This window comes from Clostridium sp. CAG:221, assembly GCA_000435835.1.
Taxonomy (GTDB): domain Bacteria; phylum Bacillota; class Clostridia; order Clostridiales; family Clostridiaceae; genus Clostridium.
Window position 1 is genome coordinate 110,471 of record FR883384.1, and the last position, 22,664, is coordinate 133,134.

General features: G+C 30.1%; 19 protein-coding genes, 1 riboswitch and 1 other annotated feature. Of the genes, 11 read left to right on the forward strand and 8 right to left on the reverse strand.

Annotated features, from left to right (window positions below; all coding sequences use genetic code 11):
• Window position 1: 1 nt before the first annotated feature.
• The 9 genes from Q5O44_RS04745 to Q5O44_RS04785 all read left to right on the forward strand — a co-directional run bounded on the left by Q5O44_RS04745 (window position 2) and on the right by Q5O44_RS04785 (window position 12,744).
• Window positions 2–901: a sugar ABC transporter permease gene (locus Q5O44_RS04745; RefSeq protein ID WP_022167245.1), complete on the forward strand. Its 900-nt coding sequence runs from the start codon at window positions 2–4 to the stop codon at window positions 899–901.
• Window positions 902–1,054: 153 nt separating this feature from the next.
• Complete coding sequence (locus tag Q5O44_RS04750) at window positions 1,055–2,071, forward strand: LacI family DNA-binding transcriptional regulator (protein WP_022167246.1); 1,017 nt, start codon at window positions 1,055–1,057, stop codon at window positions 2,069–2,071.
• A 45-nt stretch (window positions 2,072–2,116) separates the two neighbouring features.
• Complete coding sequence (gene malQ / locus Q5O44_RS04755) at window positions 2,117–3,616, forward strand: 4-alpha-glucanotransferase (RefSeq protein ID WP_022167247.1); 1,500 nt, start codon at window positions 2,117–2,119, stop codon at window positions 3,614–3,616.
• A 2-nt stretch (window positions 3,617–3,618) separates the two neighbouring features.
• Window positions 3,619–5,979 (forward strand): glycogen/starch/alpha-glucan phosphorylase, encoded by a 2,361-nt coding sequence (locus Q5O44_RS04760; protein ID WP_022167248.1) that lies wholly within the window; start codon window positions 3,619–3,621, stop codon window positions 5,977–5,979.
• Between the two features lie 203 nt (window positions 5,980–6,182).
• The gene (locus Q5O44_RS04765) at window positions 6,183–6,959 is read left to right on the forward strand and encodes a potassium channel family protein (protein ID WP_022167249.1); all 777 of its coding nucleotides are present in this window, start codon (window positions 6,183–6,185) and stop codon (window positions 6,957–6,959) included.
• 64 nt (window positions 6,960–7,023) lie between these two features.
• On the forward strand, window positions 7,024–7,986 hold the full coding sequence (locus tag Q5O44_RS04770) for a D-2-hydroxyacid dehydrogenase (protein ID WP_022167250.1): 963 nt from the start codon (window positions 7,024–7,026) through the stop codon (window positions 7,984–7,986).
• A gap of 55 nt (window positions 7,987–8,041) precedes the next feature.
• Window positions 8,042–8,231, forward strand: a binding site (T-box leader).
• 91 nt (window positions 8,232–8,322) lie between these two features.
• Window positions 8,323–9,990 (forward strand): 2-isopropylmalate synthase, encoded by a 1,668-nt coding sequence (leuA, locus tag Q5O44_RS04775; RefSeq protein WP_022167251.1) that lies wholly within the window; start codon window positions 8,323–8,325, stop codon window positions 9,988–9,990.
• Window positions 9,991–10,120: 130 nt separating this feature from the next.
• Window positions 10,121–10,213, forward strand: a riboswitch (glycine riboswitch).
• A 49-nt stretch (window positions 10,214–10,262) separates the two neighbouring features.
• Window positions 10,263–11,639 (forward strand): sodium:alanine symporter family protein, encoded by a 1,377-nt coding sequence (locus Q5O44_RS04780; RefSeq protein WP_022167252.1) that lies wholly within the window; start codon window positions 10,263–10,265, stop codon window positions 11,637–11,639.
• A 145-nt stretch (window positions 11,640–11,784) separates the two neighbouring features.
• Window positions 11,785–12,744 carry a glycoside hydrolase family 73 protein gene (locus Q5O44_RS04785; RefSeq protein ID WP_022167253.1) on the forward strand — a complete coding sequence of 320 codons (960 nt, stop codon included), beginning with the start codon at window positions 11,785–11,787 and terminating at the stop codon, window positions 12,742–12,744.
• Window positions 12,745–12,889: 145 nt separating this feature from the next.
• Here the strand turns inward: Q5O44_RS04785 and Q5O44_RS04790 are convergent, their stop codons facing one another.
• The 6 genes from Q5O44_RS04790 to Q5O44_RS04815 are packed head-to-tail and all read right to left on the reverse strand — an operon-like array spanning window position 12,890 to window position 17,518.
• Window positions 12,890–13,159 carry an acylphosphatase gene (locus Q5O44_RS04790; RefSeq protein WP_022167254.1) on the reverse strand — a complete coding sequence of 90 codons (270 nt, stop codon included), beginning with the start codon at window positions 13,157–13,159 and terminating at the stop codon, window positions 12,890–12,892.
• A gap of 13 nt (window positions 13,160–13,172) precedes the next feature.
• Window positions 13,173–14,231 (reverse strand): PotD/PotF family extracellular solute-binding protein, encoded by a 1,059-nt coding sequence (locus Q5O44_RS04795; protein WP_022167255.1) that lies wholly within the window; start codon window positions 14,229–14,231, stop codon window positions 13,173–13,175.
• The gene (locus tag Q5O44_RS04800) at window positions 14,232–15,035 is read right to left on the reverse strand and encodes an ABC transporter permease (protein ID WP_022167256.1); all 804 of its coding nucleotides are present in this window, start codon (window positions 15,033–15,035) and stop codon (window positions 14,232–14,234) included. It abuts the gene before it with no gap.
• Window positions 15,036–15,875, reverse strand: a complete 840-nt coding sequence (locus Q5O44_RS04805; RefSeq protein ID WP_022167257.1) for an ABC transporter permease — start codon at window positions 15,873–15,875, stop codon at window positions 15,036–15,038. It abuts the gene before it with no gap.
• Window position 15,876: 1 nt separating this feature from the next.
• Window positions 15,877–16,956: a spermidine/putrescine ABC transporter ATP-binding protein gene (gene potA / locus Q5O44_RS04810; protein WP_366934295.1), complete on the reverse strand. Its 1,080-nt coding sequence runs from the start codon at window positions 16,954–16,956 to the stop codon at window positions 15,877–15,879.
• Between the two features lie 22 nt (window positions 16,957–16,978).
• A complete protein-coding gene (locus Q5O44_RS04815) occupies window positions 16,979–17,518 on the reverse strand; it encodes a helix-turn-helix domain-containing protein (protein WP_022167259.1) in 540 nt (179 codons plus the stop codon).
• A 351-nt stretch (window positions 17,519–17,869) separates the two neighbouring features.
• On the opposite strand from Q5O44_RS04815, the gene pflB reads away from it, so the two are divergent.
• Both pflB and pflA read left to right on the forward strand, forming a co-directional pair.
• On the forward strand, window positions 17,870–20,074 hold the full coding sequence (gene pflB / locus Q5O44_RS04820) for a formate C-acetyltransferase (protein WP_302637422.1): 2,205 nt from the start codon (window positions 17,870–17,872) through the stop codon (window positions 20,072–20,074).
• Window positions 20,075–20,198: 124 nt separating this feature from the next.
• Window positions 20,199–20,921 (forward strand): pyruvate formate-lyase-activating protein, encoded by a 723-nt coding sequence (gene pflA, locus Q5O44_RS04825; RefSeq protein ID WP_022167261.1) that lies wholly within the window; start codon window positions 20,199–20,201, stop codon window positions 20,919–20,921.
• Window positions 20,922–20,997: 76 nt separating this feature from the next.
• On the opposite strand, the gene Q5O44_RS04830 is transcribed toward pflA, so the two are convergent.
• Both Q5O44_RS04830 and rocF read right to left on the reverse strand, forming a co-directional pair.
• Window positions 20,998–21,630 carry a 3'-5' exonuclease gene (locus Q5O44_RS04830; RefSeq protein ID WP_022167262.1) on the reverse strand — a complete coding sequence of 211 codons (633 nt, stop codon included), beginning with the start codon at window positions 21,628–21,630 and terminating at the stop codon, window positions 20,998–21,000.
• A gap of 103 nt (window positions 21,631–21,733) precedes the next feature.
• Entirely contained in the window at window positions 21,734–22,633 is a 900-nt protein-coding gene (rocF, locus tag Q5O44_RS04835) for an arginase (RefSeq protein WP_022167263.1), read from the reverse strand.
• Window positions 22,634–22,664 lie beyond the last annotated feature (31 nt).

Consider the following 22,664-nt stretch of genomic DNA (forward strand, 5'->3'; position numbering starts at 1 on the left):
TATGGATAATAGTTTAGTAAGAGAAGAAGTTATTAAAACTAAAGCAACTGAAAATTTAAAATATAAGAAAAAACTAAGAACAGCCCAAAAGGTAAATGCATGGGCCGCTAGAGCAGTTTTAATCTTTGTATGTTTAATAACTTTATTTCCTATAATAGCAATAGTTACAGCGTCTTTTTCAGAAGGGACTAATTTTGTACAAAGTACTTTGCTTCCAGAAAGCTGGACATTTGATAACTATAAAAAGGTAATTGAAAATACAGATTTTCTAATTTGGATGAAAAACTCACTTATAATATGTTTTTCAGTATCAATAATACAACTATTAATTACAATACCAGCAGCATTTGCTTTTTCAAAATTAAAGTTTAAATTTAAGAGCAAAGGTCTTCTTATGCTTATAATACTTCAAATGTTCCCAGCAACAATGGCTTTACCTGCAATACTTGCAGTGGCATATAAGATAGAGGGTATGGATAGCTTTTTAGTTCTTATATTAATACAATGTGCAGGAAGTGCATATAACATATGGTTAATGAAAGGATATATAGATGGAATTCCTAATGAACTAATTGAAGCATCATATGTTGATGGAGCAACTACTTTCCAAGCGTTCATAAAAGTGATCCTTCCTCTTATGAAGAGCATGATTGCAGTAATATTCTTATTATCATTTATTAATGCATATAGTGAATTTATGTTTACTTCAGCACTTATGAAAGATACTGCTAATCAAACATTAGCTACAGGACTTAGAACATTTATAAGAGATAAATTCTCAGCAAACTGGACTCAATATTCTGCAGCAGCAGTAATGTCTTCAGTACCAATAGTAGCTTTATTCTTAGCTAATCAAAAATTTATGGCTAAAGGTTTAACAGCTGGAGCTGTAAAAGGTTAAAATTTTTTTGGACATTTATGGAAAAGTATGGTAAAATTTCGATAGAATAACAACCACTATAAAAAATTAGAATTATAATTTTATGAGTAGTGGTTTTGTTTATGAAAATTAACGGAACCGTTACCGGTATCAGTTCCAAAAGAAGGGTCAAAAATGAATATAAGAGATATAGCTAAGTTAGCGGGGGTAGGAGTAAGTACAGTTTCAAGAGTGCTTAATAATCATCCAGATGTAAAAGAAAGTACAAGAGAAAAAGTTTTAGAGATTATTAAAGATAGCAATTATATACCTAATAACAGTGCTAGAATACTAAAGCAAAATAATACTAAAAATATTGGCGTTTTAGCAAAAGGGGTTTTTAACCCATTCTTTTCTGAAATGATCAGTGTAATAGGAAACAAAATAGAGGAATCTAAATATACAATGATATTACAACAAAATGATTATGCATTGGCAGAAGATGTTGATATGCTTATATCTTTTGTGAAGGAAAAAAGATTACAAGGGATAATATGCCTAGGAGGAAACTTTATTGATGTAACTGAAAATAGTTTTGAAAACTTAGGCATACCTATAGTAATCACATCGGTAAGTACCATAAGTAAGGTAGGAAAGGGAAGTTATTCTTCAGTGGGTATTGATGATGTTAAGGCAGCATACGATGCCACTCAATATATAATCAAAAAAGGACATAAGAAAATAGCCATGATGATTGGTGAAAAAAATGACTTTGGAATAAGTTGGTGGAGATATAGTGGCTTTGTAGAAGCATTAAAAGAAAACAATTTAGAAGAAAATATAGATAACTTGTTAATAGGTAACTATGATACAAGGATAGCTTATGAAGAAACAAAAAAATATTTAAAGGAAAATCCAGATATTACAGCCATATTTGCCATATCAGATTTTATGGCAACAGGGGTAGCAAAAGCTATATGTGATTTAGGATTAAAAATAGGAAAAGATATATCTGTAGTAGGATTCGATGGAATGGATATAAGTGAATTTTATAATCCAGGAATAACTACAGTGAAACAGCCAAAGAGGGAAATAGCACTAAAGAGTATTGAATTATTATTTGATTTATTAAAAGGAGAATGTGAAAATAAACATTTAGTCTTAGAAACAGAGCTCATTGAACGAGAATCTTGTGGCAATATAATAAAATAAGAGCTTCTCTTACTATAGATTATTTGTTCTTAAGGGAGGATAATCATGAATAGAAGTGCAGGAGTTATAATGCATATTTCTTCTCTGCCAGGTAAGTTTGGTATAGGTACATTTGGCAAGGAAGCATATAAATTTGTTGATTTTTTAAGTAGGACAGGATTAACTTATTGGCAGATACTTCCTCTTGGACCTACTGGATATGGAGATTCACCATATCAATCATTTTCAGCCTTTGCAGGAAATCCGTATTTTATAGATTTTGATATGTTAAATGAAGAAGGAATTTTAGCAAAGTCAGATTATGAAAATGAAGATTTTGGCCAAGATAAAGAAAGTATTGATTATGGATTATTATTTAAAACTAAATATAAAATTTTAAAGAAAGCCTTTGTAAATTATAAAGAAAGCGGCAATCTTAGAATTAGAAATGAAGTTGAAGCATTTAAAAAAGCTAATAAAAAATGGTTGAAAGATTATTCATTGTATATGGCTATAAAAGAATACTTTGGTTTAACATCATGGCTTAGCTGGGATGATGATATTAAAAGAAGAGATCCAAAAGCTTTAGAAAAATATGAGCTAGCTCTAAAAGATGAAATTGAATATTGGAGCTTTATACAGTATTTATTTTTTAAGCAATGGCACAAACTTAAAGGATATGCCAATATGCAAGGAATTAAGATAATAGGTGATATGCCTATATATGTGGCTATAGATAGTGCTGATGTATGGAGTAATCCAAAGAATTATTTAGTGGATGAAGATACATTAGAACCTAAAGCTGTAGCAGGATGCCCACCAGATGCTTTCTCAAAAACAGGACAATTATGGGGAAATCCCTTATATAATTGGAAGGCAATGGAGGAAGATGGATTTACTTGGTGGATAAGAAGAGTTGAAGAAAGCTTAAAGTTATATGATGTTCTTAGAATAGATCATTTTAGAGGCTTTGAAAGTTATTGGAGTGTGCCATATGGAGAAAAAACAGCAATAAATGGCAAGTGGGTCAAAGGACCTGCAATGAAGCTTTTTGAAGCCATAAAGAATAAATTAGGTAAAGTAGATATAATAGCAGAGGATTTAGGATATCTCACTGAGGAAGTTATAGAATTCTTAAAAGAATCAGATTTCCCAGGTATGAAAGTTCTTCAATTTGCTTTTGATGCAAGAGAAGAAAGTGATTATTTACCACATAATTATATAAACAAATGCATAGTGTATACAGGTACTCACGATAATGATACCTTCAGAGGATGGTATGAAAAAACAGGAGCTAAGGAAGATATTGAATACTGTAAGGAGTATTTAGTCCTGAATAGCAATGAAGGATATAATTGGGGCTTTATAAGAGGAGCATGGTCTAGTGTTGGAATTTTGGCCATAGCACCTATGCAAGATTTCTTGAATTTAGGAAATGAATCAAGAATGAATTTACCATCAACTTTAGGTGAAAATTGGAAATGGAGAGTTAAAGAGGATATTTTAAACTGTGATTTAGCAGATAAAATATATAAATATACAAAAATGTATGGAAGGTGTGAATAAAAGTGGTAAGAGAAGAAATAAGAAAAGGAATAGAAAGATATTTAAAGGTAAAATACGCAAAAAAAATTGAAGATGCAGAGGAATTTGAAATATTCAATGCAGTATCCCTTACAATAATGGAAGAAATAATTGATCAATGGAATGATACAAAAGAATTATATGGTGATGGAAAGCAAGCATTTTATATGTCTGCTGAGTATTTAATGGGAAGAGCATTAGGTAATAACTTAATATCAACTGGATTATATGATGATGTAAAAGCAGTTTTAGAAGAGCTTAATATTGATATAAATAAAATAGAAGAAATTGAAGAAGATGCAGGACTTGGTAATGGTGGATTAGGAAGACTTGCAGCATGCTTTATGGATTCAGCTGCTACAATGGAAATACCTCTTACAGGTTATGGAATTAGATATAGCAATGGATTATTTTCTCAATATATTGAAGATGGTGAGCAAAAGGAAACAGGAGACTTCTGGCTTAAATATGGAGATCCTTGGAGCATTAGAAAAGACTGCGATACAGTTATTGTAAATTTTAAAGATATGAAAGTTAAAGCAGTGCCTTATGACACTCCAATCATTGGTTATGGAAATAAAAATATAAATACATTAAGATTATGGAAGTGCGAACCAGTAGAAGATTTTAACTTTACATTATTTAATGATCAAAAATATGATGCAGCATTAGAAGATAAAAATAGAGCAGAAGATATTTCAAGAGTGTTATATCCAAATGACTCTAATAAAGAAGGTAAGATGCTTAGACTTAGACAACAATATTTCTTCTCAAGTGCATCACTTCAAGATATAGTAAGAAGCTATAAAAAGAAACATGGTAAGGTAACAGAAGCTATAGGAGATATGGTTGCAGTACAATTAAATGATACTCACCCTACAATTGCAATCCCTGAGCTTATAAGAATATTAATAAAAGAAGAGGGATTCGAATTTGATGAAGCTTTAAGCGTTGCAAATAAAGTATTTGCATATACTAACCATACAATTTTAGCAGAAGCTTTAGAAAAATGGAATGGAGATTTATTTAAAGAATTATTTCCAGAAATATTAGATATCATAAAAGAAATTGATAAGAGATTTGTAGAAGAATTAAAAGATAAAGGATGTACTGGTGCAGAAATTCAAGAATTTAGAATAATCAATAACAACACAGTTAGAATGGCTAATTTAGCTATTCATGTTGGACATGCAGTAAATGGAGTAGCACAACTTCACACTGATATTTTAAAAGACACAGAATTAAATAATTGGTATAAATTATATCCAGAAAAATTCCAAAATAAAACTAATGGAATAACTCCAAGAAGATGGCTAAGATTATGTAATAAGGAATTATCAGAATTAATTACAGAATTATTAGGTAATGAAGATTGGGTAAGAGATTTATCATTATTAAAGAACCTTGAAAAATATGCAGATGATGAAAAAGTTCTAACAAGATTTATGGAGATAAAACATACAAAGAAGGAACAATTAGCAAAATATATTAAGGATACTGAAGGGGTAGAAATAGATCCAGATTCAATGTTTGATATTCAAATTAAGAGAATGCATGAATATAAGAGACAACTTCTTAATGCATTTTATATCTTAGATTTATACTTTAGAATTAAAGAAAATCCTGAAATGGATATACCAAAAACAACTTTCATATTTGGAGCTAAAGCTTTCCCAGGATATAGAAGAGCAAAGTCAATAGTTAAATTCATCAATGAAATAGCAAGACTTATTGATGAAGATGAAGAAGTAAGCAAGAAAATCAAGGTTCATTTTGTAGAAAACTATAGAGTTTCATATGCAGAAAAACTATTCCCAGCAGCTGACCTTTCAAAACAAATTTCAACTGCAGGAAAAGAGGCATCAGGAACAGGAAATATGAAGTTTATGCTTAATGGTGCACCTACTTTTGGAACATTAGATGGAGCTAATGTAGAAATAGTAAGAGAAAGTGGAGAAGAAAATAACTTTATCTTTGGATTAAAGGTTGAGGATATTCAAGAAATTCAAGGAAAATATAAAGCAAAATCATATTATGAAAGTGATGCTTCCATAAGAAGAGTAATGGATACTCTAGTGGATGGAACTTTAAGTGATGGAGGAACAGGAGATTTTGATGATTTATTTGATTCATTAATGAAAGAAGGAGATCAATATTTCTTATTAGCTGATTTTGAAAGCTTCAAAAAGACAGAAGATGAAGTGTTTAATGCTTATAAAGATAAAATGGCTTGGGCAAAGAAATGTTTCTTAAATGTATGTAATGCAGGAATATTCTCTAGTGATAGAACAATACTTCAATATGCAGATGAAATATGGGATGTAAAGAGAACAGAAAATAAATAGAATCAAAAAGGTGCTGTGTTTTTAATACGGCACCTTTTTCTAATTATGAATGATGAATGAGAAGATGTTAGAAGTAATAATTACATATGCTTGGGGTAGAATATAATAAATATTTTTAAAACATAGAAACTATATATAGAATTATAATTATGTAGATTACATATAAATTAATATATTATCTTTTATAAAGTGAGAAGATGCATATGAATAGAAAGAGCGTATATGATTATTTTATAGGATTGTTAGCATTGATGTTAAGCTTAATCATTGTTATAGATATATTTGTAAGCATTCCCCAAGAAGTGCGGCTATCCTTTTATTATATAGAAAATATTATTAGGCTTATATTTATAGGTGATTACATTGGGAGATTAGCATTAAGTAAAGATAAAAAGGATTTTTTTAAGGAAAACATTATTGACCTTTTATCAATTATCTCCATAAGGATGTATTTAAAATGTTTTAAAGTAATAAGAGTTACAAGAATTATTCCTGCATATATGATAATTAAGATATGCAAGGTATTTATAGTCATAGTAAATATTATAAAATTTAAAATTAAGGTAAGAGATGAAATAAGAAAAAACAAATTCAACTTTTTGCTGGTTATATCAGTGATAATAATTGTTATTGGTGCAGTAATTATTTCTACCATAGAAGGGATAAGTCTTGAAGATGCACTTTGGTGGAGTTTTGTTACCTTTACTACTGTTGGTTATGGAGATGTACTTTTAAAAACACAGTTAGGACGAATTTTTGCCGTTATACTTATGATAATTGGTATTGGGGTAATTGGAGTAATAACCACTACAATAACATTGTATATAGTAAATTCAGGAAGACATAATAGTGCAGATAATTACAAAAATCATATTATTGAAGATATAAAAGAAAAGTTAGATAATTATGAAGAACTTAGTGATGAAGATATAGATACTATCATAAGAGTATTGTCATCATTAAAAAAGAATGAGAAATAAAAAATATAGTGATATAATGTTAAGTATTGGAGAAATATTTAAATTTAACATAAAGGAGAATAAAATGAATAAGAATATTGTTATATTAGATGGTAAAAGCTTAGGTGATATATCTTATGAAAAACTAAATAAGTATGGGAACTATACTTATTATGATACAACTTCTTATGAAGAAGTAAGCACAAGGATTAAGGATGCACATATAATATTTACTAATAAAGTTGTACTTGATAAAGTAAATTTAGCAGCAGCAGAAAATTTAGAGTTAATTTGTGAAGTTGCTACTGGTTTTAATAATATAGATATAGAATATGCAAAGGAAAGAGGTATAGCTGTAACAAATGTTGCAGGTTATTCTACTAGTACTGTAGTTCAACATACCTTTGCCACAGCTTTGGCTTTAATGGATGAAGTACTTTATTATGATAAATTTGTAAAGAGTGGTGAATATTCTAAGTGTGGATTCTTTACATGTTTAGATAAACCTTTTAATGAAATAGAAGGAAAAACATGGGGAATAATAGGTTTAGGAAACATAGGAAGAAGAGTTGCTAAGATAGCAGAAGCTTTTGGTGCAAAGGTTGTTTACTATTCTACATCAGGTAAAAATTCATCTAAGGACTTTGAAAGGGTTTCATTTGATGAATTATTAAAAGAAAGTGATATAATATCTATTCATGCACCATTAAATGAAAACACTAATAAATTAATAAATTATGATGCATTATGTCAAATGAAGAAAAGTGCTATTTTAATAAATATGGGTAGAGGACCTATAGTATGTGAAGAAGATCTTGCTAAGGCTTTAAATGAAGGAAAAATAAAAGGCGCAGCTCTTGATGTATTTGAAATTGAGCCAATAAAGGAAGATAGCCCAATATTAAAAGTTAAAGATAAAGAAAAACTTATTTTATCACCTCATATTGCATGGGCAAGTGTTGAAGCTAGAGGAAGATTATTTGAGGAGGTACTAAGTAATATAGAGGCTTTTTATAATGGGGAAGAAAGAAATAGAGTAGAAAAGTAGAGAGTAAAATATTGACAAAAATGTATTAATAAGATAATATAATAAAAAAGAATACTTAAAAGTAATGATTGAGAGTATTAGAAAGATTAAGATTTCTCAGAGAGTAGGGATGCTGTGAACCTATAAATCAATATCTTTTGAACTAGTTCATGAACTGTAAAGGTGAACTATAGTAGCTTTTACCGGAAAACCGTTATATTAATTAAGTATAAATTTTGGATGGTACCGCGCAAAACGCTCCAATATAGGGGCTTTTTGCGCTTTTTTTCGTAAAATTCATTTTGGGGCATGTTATTAATAAATAAAATATATAAACATTTCTAAGGGGGCTATTAAATGTTAAATTATAAAAAATACAAAAGATTTGAAACTATAGAATTGAAGGATAGAAAATGGCCAAATAATACCATTAATAAGGCACCTATATGGTGTAGTGTAGATTTGAGAGATGGAAATCAGGCATTAATAAATCCAATGACTGTAGATGAAAAAGTAGAGTTTTTTAAGTTATTAGTAAAGCTTGGTTTTAAAGAAATAGAAGTGGGATTTCCTTCTGCATCAAAAATAGAATATGACTTTTTAAGAAGGTTAATTGAAGAGGATATAATTCCTGATGATGTGCTTGTGCAGGTACTTACTCAAGCTAGGCCACATTTAATAAAAAAGACTTTTGAAGCTTTAAAAGGAGCAAAGCAAGCTATAGTTCATATATATAATTCAACTTCCATACTACAAAGAGATGTTGTTTTCAATATGAGTAAGAATGAAGTAAAAGAAATAGCCATAGAGGGAACAAAACTTGTAAAGGAATATGTTAAATCATTTCCTGGGAAAATATATTTAGAATATTCTCCAGAAAGTTTTACAGGAACAGAAATGGATTATGCTCTTGATGTATGTAATGCTGTTGTAGAAACTTGGGGAGCAGATAAGGATAATAAAGTTATAATAAATTTGCCATCAACTGTACAGATGGATACACCTAATATATTTGCAGACCAAATTGAGTATATTTGCAGAGGGATAAAATCTAGAGAAAATGTTATTATAAGCGTACATCCACATAATGATAGAGGAACAGGTGTAGCTGATGCAGAAATGGCACTTTTAGCAGGTGCTGATAGAGTTGAAGGAACTTTATTTGGTAATGGTGAAAGGACAGGTAATGTAGATATACTTACAGTAGCTTATAATATGTTTTCACATGGAGTAAATCCAGAACTTAATATTGAAAATATAAATGAAATAATTGAAGTATATGAGAGATGTGTAAAGATTCCTGTGCATGTAAGACATCCATATGCAGGAAACTTAGTTTTTACAGCCTTTTCAGGTTCACATCAAGATGCAATAAATAAGGGTATGAAGAAATATAATGAAAGGCATAATAACATATGGCAAGTACCTTATTTGCCTGTAGATCCAACTGATTTAGGAAGGGAATATGAACCTTTAGTAAGGATAAATAGCCAATCAGGAAAAGGGGGAGTAGCCTTTATTATGGATCATTGTTTTGGATATAAGCTTCCAAAATCAATGCAACAAGAATTTGCAGAAGTGGTGCAGAAAATTTCTGAATTTAAGGGAGAAGTACAGCCTAATGAAATAATGGATGCTTTTAGAAAACAATACTTAGATATAAAAGAACCAATGAATCTTAATAATCTTATTATTGAAGATATTGTAGATGGAAATGAAAATGCAAATACAAGAGTAAAGGCAGAAATAACTTTTAATGATGAAGAATATACCATTGAGGGTATTGGAAATGGACCTATTGATTCTTTTTTAAATGGGCTGTCAAAAAGTAAATTAATTAATGTTAAAATATTAGATTATAAAGAACATGCCTTAAGTATGGGTTCAGAAGCAGAAGCAGCTTCTTATGTATATATGGAAAGAAGAGATAGTTTTAGAAAAACTTTTGGTGTAGGTGTAGATAGCAATATTACCAAATCATCTATCAAGGCTATGATAAGTGCCATAAATAGATTGTACAAATAAATATTGAAATAATTTACATTAAAGTATATAATTATTACTAACAAAATAATATGTTCGGTTGATGGTAGTGGGAGAGTGATTTTATAATCCACCGAAGAAGTAAATCTTTCAGGTTCATAGGACCGCTACTGGACGAGCCCTTGGAGAGACTCAAAACTTTTGAGCACCGAAGGAGCAAGACAGAAATGTTGAAACTCTCAGGTAAAAGGACAGGGGATTAAATAAAGAGTATCTTTATTAATCTCCTCCTAAAAATAATAGGAGGTTTTTTTATGAAATTTTTAGAAACAATAACAAACATTTTGAATTTAGTGAATGATTTAGTATGGGGACCACCACTACTAATTCTCTTAGTAGGAACAGGAATATACTTTACAGTAAAGTTAAGATTTTTACAGATAACCAAGCTTCCACTTGCTTTTAAATATTTATTTTCAAAGGATGAAGATGAAGTTAAAGGAGAAGGAGATATATCTAGCTTTGCAGCTCTATGTACAGCTTTATCAGCAACCATAGGAACAGGAAACATTGTAGGGGTTGCAACGGCTGTGGGAACAGGAGGACCAGGAGCAATACTTTGGATGTGGATTGCAGCTTTTGCAGGAATGGCAACAAAATATGCAGAAGGGCTTTTAGCAATAAAGTATAGAGAATGTGATGAAAAGGGTCAGATGTGTGGTGGACCTATGTATTATATAGAGAAGGGAACAGGAAATAAGCTTTTGGCAAAATTATTTGCTTTTTTTGGAGTTGCAGTAGCTCTTTTAGGAATAGGAACATTTGGGCAGGTAAAATCTATAGCTGATGCAGTTACCATAAGTTTTAATATTCCTCCCCAGATTACAGCAGCTATAATTACAGTTTTAGTTGCTGCTGTTACTTTAGGAGGAATTCAAAGAATATCTAAAGTAGCTGAAAAAATAGTTCCCTTTATGGCATCACTTTATATTATAGGAGCTTTACTAGTACTTGTATGTTATTTTAAACAGATACCAGAGGCTATTGCATTAATAGTGAGAAGTGCATTTAATCCTCAGGCAGCACTGGGAGGAGCAGCAGGAATTACCATTCAGACAGTGATTCAAAGAGGTGTAGGTAGAGGAGTATTTTCAAATGAAGCAGGTCTTGGAAGTGCACCTATAGCAGCAGCTGCTGCAAAAACAAAGTCACCAGTTAAGCAAGGACTTATTTCAATGACAGGAACATTTATTGATACAATATTAATATGTACAATGACTGGGCTTGCACTTGTATTAACAGAAGCATTTAATAGTGGCCTTGAAGGTGCTGCTATGACAACAGCTGCTTTTGAAGCAGCACTTCCTATAGCTGGTCTTGGAAAGTTTATTGTAAATATAGGACTTATATTCTTTGCTTTTACTACAATTATAGGATGGAATTATTATGGAGAAAAGTGTCTTCAATACTTGGCAGGTATAAGAATTATAAAACTATATAAGATAATATTTATAGCGTTTGTTGCTATTGGATCTTTTTTATCATTAGATATGGTTTTTGTTATAGCAGATATAGTTAATGGTTTAATGGCTTTACCAAATTTAGTTGGGCTTATTGCTCTTAGAAAAATAGTGATTAAAGAAACAGAAGAATTCTTTGAAAAAGAAGAGTTTAAGTTAGAAATAGCTTAAAATAGTGTAAATACAAAAGGTGTTAGCAAAGTATGGAATACATATCTTATGCTAATACCTTTTATTATATATTTAATGTTTTTGTAATAGTAATGTAATAAATAATGATAAGAATATATATATAATTAAGAGGGAGGTGGAAAGCTTGCAAAATAAGAGTGTTTATAATGGAATTGAAAAATATAGGATTGGAAAAAATAAAACAACTTCAGTAACAGTATTTGTAATATTGTTTATCAGTGTTTTTTTAATTACATTTTCTATAGTGATAAATATGTTTAATATAAATATCTTAAGAAAGGAAATATTTACTGTAGAACAAATGGAAGATTACATAAATATAGCTGATTCCGTAAGTTATGGAAAAGCTCAAGTTAATTGGCAAGAGGTTATGACCATTGCCATGGTATTGTATGATGGAAATTCAAATTTGATTCAAGATGATGATTTAAAAATGATTGCAGAGCGATTTTTAGAAAAGTCAGATTCATCATATAAGATTAAGGAATTTCAAACTGTATTAGAAGAGTTGGGATTTCAAGAAGAACAAATTGTTGAAGCTAATGAGTATTTAGAGAAAATAAAATATTGTTCATTATATGAAGGTTTATATTATGACTATGATAAAATGGAATTTATTGAATCAATAGAGCAACAAGCATATGAAAATTATAAAAAATATGGAATATTACCTTCAATAACTATAGGACAGGCTATTTTAGAGTCAGGATGGGGGAAATCACAGTTAGCACTAGACCATAATAATTTATTTGGCATTAAAGCTGATAATAGGTGGAGTGGTGATATAGCAACAATGGTTACAAAAGAAAACTATTCCGATGTAATTGAAGCTAGTTTTAGGAAGTATGCTAGCAAAGCAGAGTCAATAGAAGATCATGGACTGTTCTTATATGAAAATGAAAGATATACAGTTAATGGTGTATTTGCAGCAAAAGATTATCGAAGTCAAGCTTTAGCACTTCAAAGTGCAGGATATAGCACTGCTAAAAATGAAGATGGAGAGCTTATATATGCAGAGAAGCTTATTAATATAATTAAGAATTATAATTTAATGCTTTACGACACCAAAGCGGAAAGAAAATGATGAATTATGAATTATGAATTAATGATGAAACTCGAAGAGTTTCTGAGATAATAATTTTTAAACTCTCCTAAAGGGAGTTTATTCCTTAATTTATCATTCATCACTCATCATTAAGAAAAGGACTGCTTTAGCAGTCCTTTTTTCTTTATCTTATAACAAACTTCTTTTCAGAAGGTTGTAAATCTATTTTCTTTTGGCTTAAGTTATTTACTTTTATGAAGAAATTACCTTTTTTTATGTTATGAATAAACATATTTATCTTTTCTTCAGAGCCTTGAACTTCAATTTCTACCATGCCGTTATTAAGATTATGGGCATAACCAGTTAAATCAAGTTCTGTAGCATTCATTTGACAGAAAAATCTAAAGCCAACTCCTTGTACTCTACCCTCACATATTATATAGTATCTTACCATAGTTTAAATTTCCTTAATTTGAAAGTACATCAGTAAATGCTGATTCATATAGTTTTAATGTTTCTGAATTTAAGTTAGTGAATATTTTACATCTTGCTAATGTTTCCTCAGAAGGGTAAGCAGCAGGATTATTTTTTGTTTCTTCATCTAACATTTCAAAAGCAGCTGTATTTGGTGTTGAGTATTCAATATATTCAACGTTTTTTAATGCATTATCAGGATCACATAGGAAGTTTATGAAAGCTTCTGCACCTGATTTGTTTGGAGCACCTTTTGGTATTACTAAACCATCAAACCATTTATTAGAACCTTCTTCAGGAATAGCATATTCTAAATCAGGATTTTCATTCATGATATAAATTGCATCACCAGACCATACTGTAGCTAATGCTTTTTCTCCAGCTATCATGTTATCTTTAACTTCATCAACAACATACACTGGATTAGTTGCATCTCTTTGTGCTATTAAAGCATCTTTAGCAGCTTCAATTTCTGATGCAGCAGTTGAGTTGATAGATGAACCAGTTTTAATTAAGCCAATAGCCATTGTATCTCTAATTGAGTTAAACATATAAACATTATCTTTATATTGCTTATCCCATAATATATCCCAACTTGTTACAGGTTCAGTAACAACTGTAGGATCATATATTATACCTATAGTTCCCCACATATATGGTACAGAATATTCATTATTAGGATCGTAAGAAAGGTTCTTATATTCTTCACCTATATATTCATAGTTGGGAATATTTGAAAAATCTATAGCTTCTACCATATCTTCTGCAATCATTTTTTCAATCATATAATCAGAAGGAACTACAATATCATATGTTCCAGGATTAGTTTTAACTTTTTGATACATTATTTCATTTGTATCATAAGTATCATAATTTACTTTAATACCTGTTTCTTTTTCGAATTGTTTGATTAATGAAGGATCAATATAATCACCACAGTTAAATACGTTAATAGTTCCATTTTCTCCAGCAGAGCTTCCAGAGCATCCTACAAAAGCAGAAGATGCTAATAATGCAGCTGAAACACAAGTAATTGATTTTTTTATTTTCATTTACTTTTCAACACCTTTCGTACTAAAATCTTTTCTATTTACTATTAATAATAGTATAAGCACTATTATAAACATTAATGTAGATAATGCATTAATTGATGGGTTTATTCCTTTTCTAGCCATTGAGTAAATCTCAATAGAAAGATTAGTAACACCAGGACCAGTAGTAAAGAAACTTATTACAAAGTCGTCAATAGACATTGTAAAGGCCATTAGCATACCAGCAAAAATTCCTGGCTTTATTTGTGGAAGTACTATCTTTCTAAGAGTATACCAAGGCGTTGCACCTAAATCTAAAGCAGCTTCTTCTATGTTAGTTGGCATTTGTTTTAATTTTGGCAGTACTGATAATACTACGTAAGGAATATTAAAAGTAATATGAGCCAACAGCATAGTAGTAAAACCAAATTCAATGTTTAAATATGGAGTTACAAAGATAAATAAGCTCATAAGTGAAATACCAGTAACAATATCAGGATTTAATACAGGAAGATAATTAATATTAAGCAATGCTTTCTTTTTAAATCCTCTCATTTTATGTATTCCTATAGCAGCAAAAGTTCCAATTATAGTAGCAACAACTGAAGCAATTACGGCAATCAGCAATGTAGTCTTAAGAGCAAGAAGAATTCTATCATTTTGCATAAGTTCTTGATACCATCTTAAGGTGAAGCCTTTCCATTGCCCCATAGATTTAGAGTCATTGAAGGAGAAAACCATTAATGTTACTATAGGAGTATATAGAAATACAAAGATTATTAATAGGTAAAACCTTTTTATAAAACTAGATATCTTATTTAACATTTACTTTCCTCCTTCCATACTTTCTGTACCTTCAAATTTATTCATAATAGCCATTGAAATTAAAATTATGATCATCATAAATATGGCTAAGGCTGAACCAAAATTCCAATCTCCCATGGTTGTAAATTGAGTTTCTATTAAATTTCCTAACAGCATGTACTGTCCGCCGCCAAGAAGTCTTGAAATAACAAATGTTGAAACGGCAGGCATAAATACCATTGTTATTCCTGTAATAACTCCAGGCATACTTAGTGGAAATATAACTTTAGTAAATATTTGTCTTTTATTTGCACCTAAATCTGCAGCAGCATCAATAAGGCTATTATCCATTTTAATTAATACTGTATATATAGGCAGTATCATAAAAGGTAAAAAGTTATAAACCATTCCTAGAAGAACAGCTGCATCAGTATAAAGTATATTTATAGTATTTAAACCTATAGCAGATAAAAAGTTATTTATTACACCGTTCTTTCCCAATATAGGAAGCCATGCATATGTTCTAAGAAGGAAATTCATCCACATTGGAACAATGAATAGCATTATTAATATATTTCTTTTATTTGATTTCATTTTTGATATGAAATATGCTACAGGGTATCCAAGAATCAGACATAACACTGTAGATTCAAAAGCCAATATAAGGCTTCTTTTAAATACAGAAATATATTGTGAATTTAATACTCTTTTAAAGTTTTCTAAAGTAAAAGAATAGCCAGAAGCTGTTTCTTGTGTAAAGCTGAAGAAAACAATTATGATAAGTGGAATTACAATAAATAATGTGCTCCATACTATATAAGGTGAAGCAGGAAGCGTACTTGAACCATTATTCTTCTTCATTTTAGATCATTACCTTTCTCATGATATGAATAGACTCTGGAGAAATATTTAATCCCACCATAGCTCCAATTTCTGCATTTTTTATATTATGTACAATCCACTTATGTTCATGTTCTAATACTTCTATTTCATAATGAACCCCTTTAAATTTAACAGAATTCACCTTTCCAGTGATCATTCCATTTTCTGGTGAAGTAATTTCTATATCTTCAGGTCTTATTACCACATCTACTGCTTCATTAGTATTAAATCCTTTATCAACACATGTGAAAACGTGATCACAGAATTCAACTTTTAAATCTTCAAGCATTGTTCCATTAACTATATTACTTTCGCCAATAAAATCAGCAACAAAAGCATTGGCAGGTTCGTTATATATATCTTCTGGAGAGCCCATTTGCTGAATTACCCCTTTATTCATAACAACGATAGTATCTGACATTGTTAGTGCTTCTTCTTGGTCATGGGTTACAAAAATAAATGTTATTCCAAGTCTTTGTTGAATTCTTTTAAGTTCACTTTGCATTTCTTTTCTAAGTTTTAAGTCTAAAGCCCCTAAAGGTTCATCTAGTAGTAATACTTTAGGTTCATTGACTAAAGCTCTAGCAATAGCAACTCTTTGTTGTTGCCCACCACTTAGAGAATCTATAGCTCTTTTTTCAAAACCTTCAAGAGCAACAAGCTTTAGCATTTCGCTAACTTTTTTATCTATTTCATTTTTAGATACTTTCTTAATTTTTAATCCAAAAGCTATATTTTCATATACATTCATATGAGGGAATAGAGCATATTTTTGGAATACAGTATTTAATTGTCTCTTATATGGAGGTAAATTTGAAATGTCTTCACCGTTAAATAAAACTTTACCACTGTCACCACTTTCAAATCCAGCTAATATTTTTAGAGTTGTTGTCTTACCACAACCACTTGGTCCTAATAAAGTAAGAAACTCATTTTTTCTTATATTAAGAGATAGGTTCTTTAAAACAGTATTATCACCATAAGTTTTAGATACATTTTTTATCTCAATTATATTTTGACTCAATATAAACACCTCTTTCTGTATGTTAAAAATTATCATATATTATTAATATTTATATTAATTAAAATGATGGAGGAGTACTAATCCAAATAACTTTTGCTACAGTTTTTCCATTGTTTGAAATATAATGGTTAGCTTTAGGCTTAAAATAGAAGCTTTCGCCTTTTTTTACCTTATGTTTAGTATCGCCAAGATGTAGCGTTATATTACCGGAAAGTACAAAGCCAAATTCCTCACCTTCATGAGGATCTTCTTCTAGGTATTGTCCACCAGGTTTTAATGTGATCATAATTGGTTCCATCATGTTTTTTTGTGCATTAGGCACTAGCCACATAAGGGAATACTTTAATTCTTCATTTTCAGTTTCAAACATATCTTCATAAGTATATGTAATCTTTTCATCTCTATCATCGCTAAAAAATTCTTTTAAATTTGTACCAAGTATTTCTAGTATATCTATTAAGGTTGCAATAGAAGGAGATGTTAAGTCATTTTCAAGTTGTGAAATGAATCCCTTGGATAATTCACATCTATTGGCAAGCTCTTCCTGGGTAAGACCTTTTTCAATACGCATTCTTTTGATTTTATCACCAATTTCCAAACTATTCACCTCCAAAGATAACTCTCAGTTTGTAGAACTATTACTAAACTTAGGGTTTAAAATTACTAAACAAACAAAGCATATTATATATATAAAAGTAGAAAAAATCAATATTTTTAAGGAAAAAAATGCTTTGAAGAGCCAATACTTCTTATTATATTACATATATGAGCAGTAATGTTAAAAAAAGTATTAAACCCTATAGAAAGGTGATTGTTAAAAAAATAACTAAAACAGCAAGGTCAAAGATGATGAAAATCAATATTGATTAAAAAATATAGAAAAAAATATATATTTTGAAATGAAAAAACTTTCTGAAAATTTTGAAAAGAATAAAAATAAATTTAAAATATAGAAAAAATAATAAAAAAAGGAATTGACGTAAGAAACTTTATTCAAAAGAATTATAAAGAATACAAAGGTGACGCTTCATTCTTAGCTCCAGTATCAGAAAAAACTGAGAAAGTATGGTCTGAATGTAAAGAATTAATAATTGAAGAAATTAAAAAGGGAATCATAGATGTGGCTACTGATAGAGTATCAGGAATAGATAACTATGAAGCTGGATATATAGATAAAGACAACGAAGTTATCGTTGGTCTACAAACTGATGCACCATTAAAGAGAATTGTAAATCCATTTGGTGGAGTGAGAATGGTTCATCAATCATTAGAAGAATATGGATTTAAATTAGACGAAAGTATAGATAATCATTTTAGTGCATATAGAAAAACACATAATCAAGGTGTATTTGATTGTTACACTAAGGAAATAAGAGCTGCAAGATCAAATGGTTTATTAACTGGTCTTCCAGATGCATATGGTAGAGGAAGAATCATAGGGGATTACAGAAGAATAGCTCTTTATGGTATAGATTATTTAATAGAAGAAAAGAATGCTGATTTAGATGGTTTACAAGGTGATATGCTTGATGAATTAGTAAGAGAAAGAGAAGAAGTAAGTGAACAAATCAGAGCTTTAAAAGCAATGAAGTCAATGGCAGCTAGATACGGATGTGATATCTCTAAGCCAGCAGCAAACTTTAAAGAAGCAGTTCAATGGTTATACTTTGGATATTTAGCAGCTGTTAAAGAAAATAATGGTGCTGCAATGTCACTTGGAAGAACTTCAACATTCTTAGATATTTATGCAGAAAGAGATTTAGAAGCAGGAGTATTAACTGAAGCAGAAGTTCAAGAAATAATGGATCAATTCATTATCAAATTAAGATTAGTAAGACATTTAAGAACTCCAGAATACAATGACTTATTTGCTGGAGATCCTACATGGGTAACTGAAGCTATCGGCGGTATGGGGATCAATGGTAAATCACTTGTAACTAAGAACTCATTTAGATTCTTACACACATTAACTAACTTAGGAGCTGCACCAGAACCAAACATGACAGTTTTATGGTCAGATAAATTACCAGAAAACTTCAAAAAATACTGTGCAAAAATGTCAATAGATACAGATGCAATCCAATATGAAAATGATGAAGTTATGAGACCAATTTATGGTGATGATTATGCTATAGCTTGTTGTGTTTCTCCAATGAAAGTTGGTAAGCAAATGCAATTCTTCGGAGCAAGAGCAAACTTAGCTAAAACTTTATTATATGCTATTAACGGTGGTGTTGATGAAAGAACTGGAAAGCTTGCTGTAAAAGGATTAAAACCAATAACTGATGAAGTTCTTGATTTTGAAACAGTTAAAAAAGCATACTATGATGCAATGGCAATAGTTGCTAAGCTATATGTTGATGCAATGAATATAATTCATGTTAACCATGATAAATATGCTTATGAAGCAGGACAAATGGCTTTACATGATACAAAGGTAGGAAGAATAATGGCCTTTGGTATTGCTGGATTATCAGTTGCTGCTGACTCATTATCTGCAATTAAGTATGCAAAAGTTAAACCAATAAGAAATGAACAAGGAATAGCTGTTGATTTTGAAATAGAAGGAGATTTCCCTAAGTATGGAAATGACGATGACAGAGTTGATGATTTAGCTGTAGATTTAACAAATAAATTTATGGATGAGTTAAAGAAACACCCATTATACAGAGGAGCTATGCATTCATTATCAGTATTAACTATAACTTCAAATGTAGTATACGGTAAGAAAACTGGTTCAACTCCAGATGGAAGAAAAATAGGAGAACCTTTAGCACCAGGAGCTAACCCAATGCATGGTAGAGATGAAAATGGAGCTTTAGCATCATTAAACTCAGTTGCTAAGATACCATTCTCAGGAGTATGTCAAGATGGTGTATCAAATACATTCTCAATAGTTCCAGATGCTTTAGGAAAAACTGAAGAATCAAGAATAGACAACTTATCTAACATTTTAGATGGATATTTTGCACAAGGTGCACATCACTTAAATGTTAATGTATTAAGAAGAGAAACTTTAATAGATGCTATGGAAAACCCAGATAATTATCCAACATTAACTATTAGAGTTTCTGGATATGCTGTAAACTTTACAAGATTAACAAGAAATCAACAATTAGAAGTTATAAGTAGAACATTCCATCAATCAATGTAATGTGATATTATATAATTGTGGATTGTAATAGCAAATTAATAAAAAAGTAATTTATTGCTAGCAGACTACGGTTTGCTAGCAATATTTATGATTCATATGAATATGACTTGTTGGAGGATGGCAAATGATTAAAGGGAAAATTCATTCAGTGGAAAGTATGGGGCTAGTAGATGGGCCTGGTATCAGAGTTGTAGTATTTATGCAAGGATGTGCGCTAAGATGTCTTTATTGTCATAACCCAGATACTTGGACTTTAGATGGAAATAAAGATGCATTAGATTTCACTCCAGAAGAATTAGTAAAGAAGATATCTAGATTTAGAAGTTACTTTGAAAAATCAGGTGGTGGAGTTACTTTTTCAGGAGGAGATCCATTGAAACAGCCTGAATTCCTTAAAGAAACATTAAAGCTATGTAAGGAAGCTGGAATTCATACTACTTTAGATACTGCAGGTGTAGGATTTGGAGATTATGAAGAAATATTAAAATATACTGATTTAGTTCTATATGATGTGAAGCATTTAACTAGAGAAGGTTATAAAGATATGACTGGAATAGAAATAGATGAAACACAAAAGTTCTTAGAAGTATGTAAAAAAATGGGTACTAAAATGTGGATAAGACAAGTAGTAGTTCCAGGAAAAACTGATAGTGAAGAATATATAAGAGAGCTAGGAAAGTTTATTAAGACACTTAATAATGTTGAAAAGGTTGAATTACTTCCATATCACTTACTTGGTGTAAATAAGTATGAGACTTTAGGTATTAAGTATAGACTTGAAGGATTAGAAGCTATGGATAAGGAAGCCTGTAAGGGACTTTATAAATTCTTAGAATTAGAAGAATAGATTTATTTTTACTATGTTTAAGTATTAAAGGTTTTGAATATTAATTAAAGAAATAGCATCCCATTAATATAGGATGCTATTTCTTTAATTGTTCTGAGAAAAATCCAGGTTTGATATATTTTTGCTTGATACCTTCTATAACTAATAAATATGCAGCAGCAGTATCAAATCTTGCATCGTGGTAGTTTCCACTTCCTTGGAATAGTTCATTAGCTTTGGTAGCTATTTTATCTTGAGATATGTTTAAGAAATCAATAACTTCTGAAAGTTTAGGATTTTTAATGCCGTTACCTCTTGGAGCAGGAATATTACAAATGTTTTTATAATATGCCATAGTACAAAATGAGTTTTTAGGTTCCCATGTTTCATCAATCATACCAACTTCATAAAGAGAGTTTAATTCATGCTTTAAGAATTTAATATCAAATTGCACATTGTGTCCAATAACAAAATCAGCATCAAAGAAATCTTTCATAAAATCTTGTAGTTGATCTAAAAATTCCATTCCTTCAGAAAGCTCATATAATTTTTCAAGAGAAAATCCATGAACTTCTTCAGCACCTGGATCCATTTCATCTACAGTGAAAAAGAAGTTTTTTCCAATGGTTGTTTGAGGTTTAGTAGTTGTATCTACTGTAATATAACTTAACTGACATATATGGCCAGGCTTTACGCTTGTTGTTTCAGTATCAAAAAAAAGTAATTTCATTTTTTCCTCCAAATGTATTTAATTATGATTTTATAATATCACAATGTGCTTTAATTAACAAATTACTTGTGATTATTAGAAAAACTCCATAAATATGGAGTTTTTAATGAAGTTCTTTAGACATTAAGCTAATAAGCTGTATACAGGTTTCTTTAGTTTTGTTATCTTTATCCAAAGTAGGGTTATATTCAACAAAATCAATACATTTTACATGGCTTGTACTAAATATACCATGAAGAAGTACCTGACTTTCTTCAAATGTTAATCCATTATTTACTGGTGTGCCAGTACCAGGAACATAAGAAGGGTCTAGACAATCAATATCGTAAGAAAGATGTATATTATTTAAATGTCTGTTATTCATTCTTTCAAGAAGTTCCTCAATTGTAGCTTTAGCTCCTTTATTTTTAATATCTTCAATTGTCCACATATTTATTTCTAAATCATTAATTAATTTAATTTCACCACTATCTAAATCTCTACATCCTAATAAAAAAATATTTTCTGGATTTACTTTTCGTTTCTTAAATAAAATTGATGTAAGGGATTCATATCCAAATCCTATGGAAGCTGCCAAAGGCATTCCATGGATATTTCCACTAGGTGAGGTTTCATGAGTATTCAAATCGCCGTGGGCATCTATCCATACAACAGCAAGATCATCATTAAAATATTTGCTAGCTCCTGCTAAAGAACCTAAAGCCAGTGAGTGATCTCCACCTAAAATAAAAGGTATAGTGCCATTGTTAAGAGCTAGATATACTTTTTCTGCTAAAGAGGTATTGCATTCAATAACTTCATTTAGATATTTCATTTTAGGATTAGTGAAAAATTTTTCCTTAGCATCTAAAAAAGGCACGCTTATATCACCTAAATCAATAACATTATGTTTTTTTGCAAATATATCTATAACATTATTTTCTCTAAGTATTTTTGGTCCTTGCTCAACACCGGGTTTATCACAACCATAAAAAAGAGGCATACCAATAATGCTTATATTCATATAAAGACCTCCAATCATAATTACCTTATTA

What these genes read in the sequence shown, in the direction of transcription:
- Q5O44_RS04745 (WP_022167245.1), top strand. Translation starts at nt 2, where the DNA reads ATGGATAATAGTTTAGTAAGAGAAGAAGTTATTAAAACTAAAGCAACT.
- Q5O44_RS04780 (WP_022167252.1), top strand. Translation starts at nt 10,263, where the DNA reads ATGAAATTTTTAGAAACAATAACAAACATTTTGAATTTAGTGAATGAT.
- potA (WP_366934295.1), bottom strand. Translation starts at nt 16,956, where the DNA reads ATGATAATTTTTAACATACAGAAAGAGGTGTTTATATTGAGTCAAAAT.
- Q5O44_RS04750 (WP_022167246.1), top strand. Translation starts at nt 1,055, where the DNA reads ATGAATATAAGAGATATAGCTAAGTTAGCGGGGGTAGGAGTAAGTACA.
- Q5O44_RS04795 (WP_022167255.1), bottom strand. Translation starts at nt 14,231, where the DNA reads ATGAAAATAAAAAAATCAATTACTTGTGTTTCAGCTGCATTATTAGCA.
- Q5O44_RS04805 (WP_022167257.1), bottom strand. Translation starts at nt 15,875, where the DNA reads ATGAAGAAGAATAATGGTTCAAGTACGCTTCCTGCTTCACCTTATATA.
- malQ (WP_022167247.1), top strand. Translation starts at nt 2,117, where the DNA reads ATGAATAGAAGTGCAGGAGTTATAATGCATATTTCTTCTCTGCCAGGT.
- Q5O44_RS04800 (WP_022167256.1), bottom strand. Translation starts at nt 15,035, where the DNA reads ATGTTAAATAAGATATCTAGTTTTATAAAAAGGTTTTACCTATTAATA.
- pflA (WP_022167261.1), top strand. Translation starts at nt 20,199, where the DNA reads ATGATTAAAGGGAAAATTCATTCAGTGGAAAGTATGGGGCTAGTAGAT.
- Q5O44_RS04790 (WP_022167254.1), bottom strand. Translation starts at nt 13,159, where the DNA reads ATGGTAAGATACTATATAATATGTGAGGGTAGAGTACAAGGAGTTGGC.
- Q5O44_RS04770 (WP_022167250.1), top strand. Translation starts at nt 7,024, where the DNA reads ATGAATAAGAATATTGTTATATTAGATGGTAAAAGCTTAGGTGATATA.
- leuA (WP_022167251.1), top strand. Translation starts at nt 8,323, where the DNA reads ATGTTAAATTATAAAAAATACAAAAGATTTGAAACTATAGAATTGAAG.
- Q5O44_RS04830 (WP_022167262.1), bottom strand. Translation starts at nt 21,630, where the DNA reads ATGAAATTACTTTTTTTTGATACTGAAACAACAAGCGTAAAGCCTGGC.
- rocF (WP_022167263.1), bottom strand. Translation starts at nt 22,633, where the DNA reads ATGAATATAAGCATTATTGGTATGCCTCTTTTTTATGGTTGTGATAAA.
- Q5O44_RS04765 (WP_022167249.1), top strand. Translation starts at nt 6,183, where the DNA reads ATGAATAGAAAGAGCGTATATGATTATTTTATAGGATTGTTAGCATTG.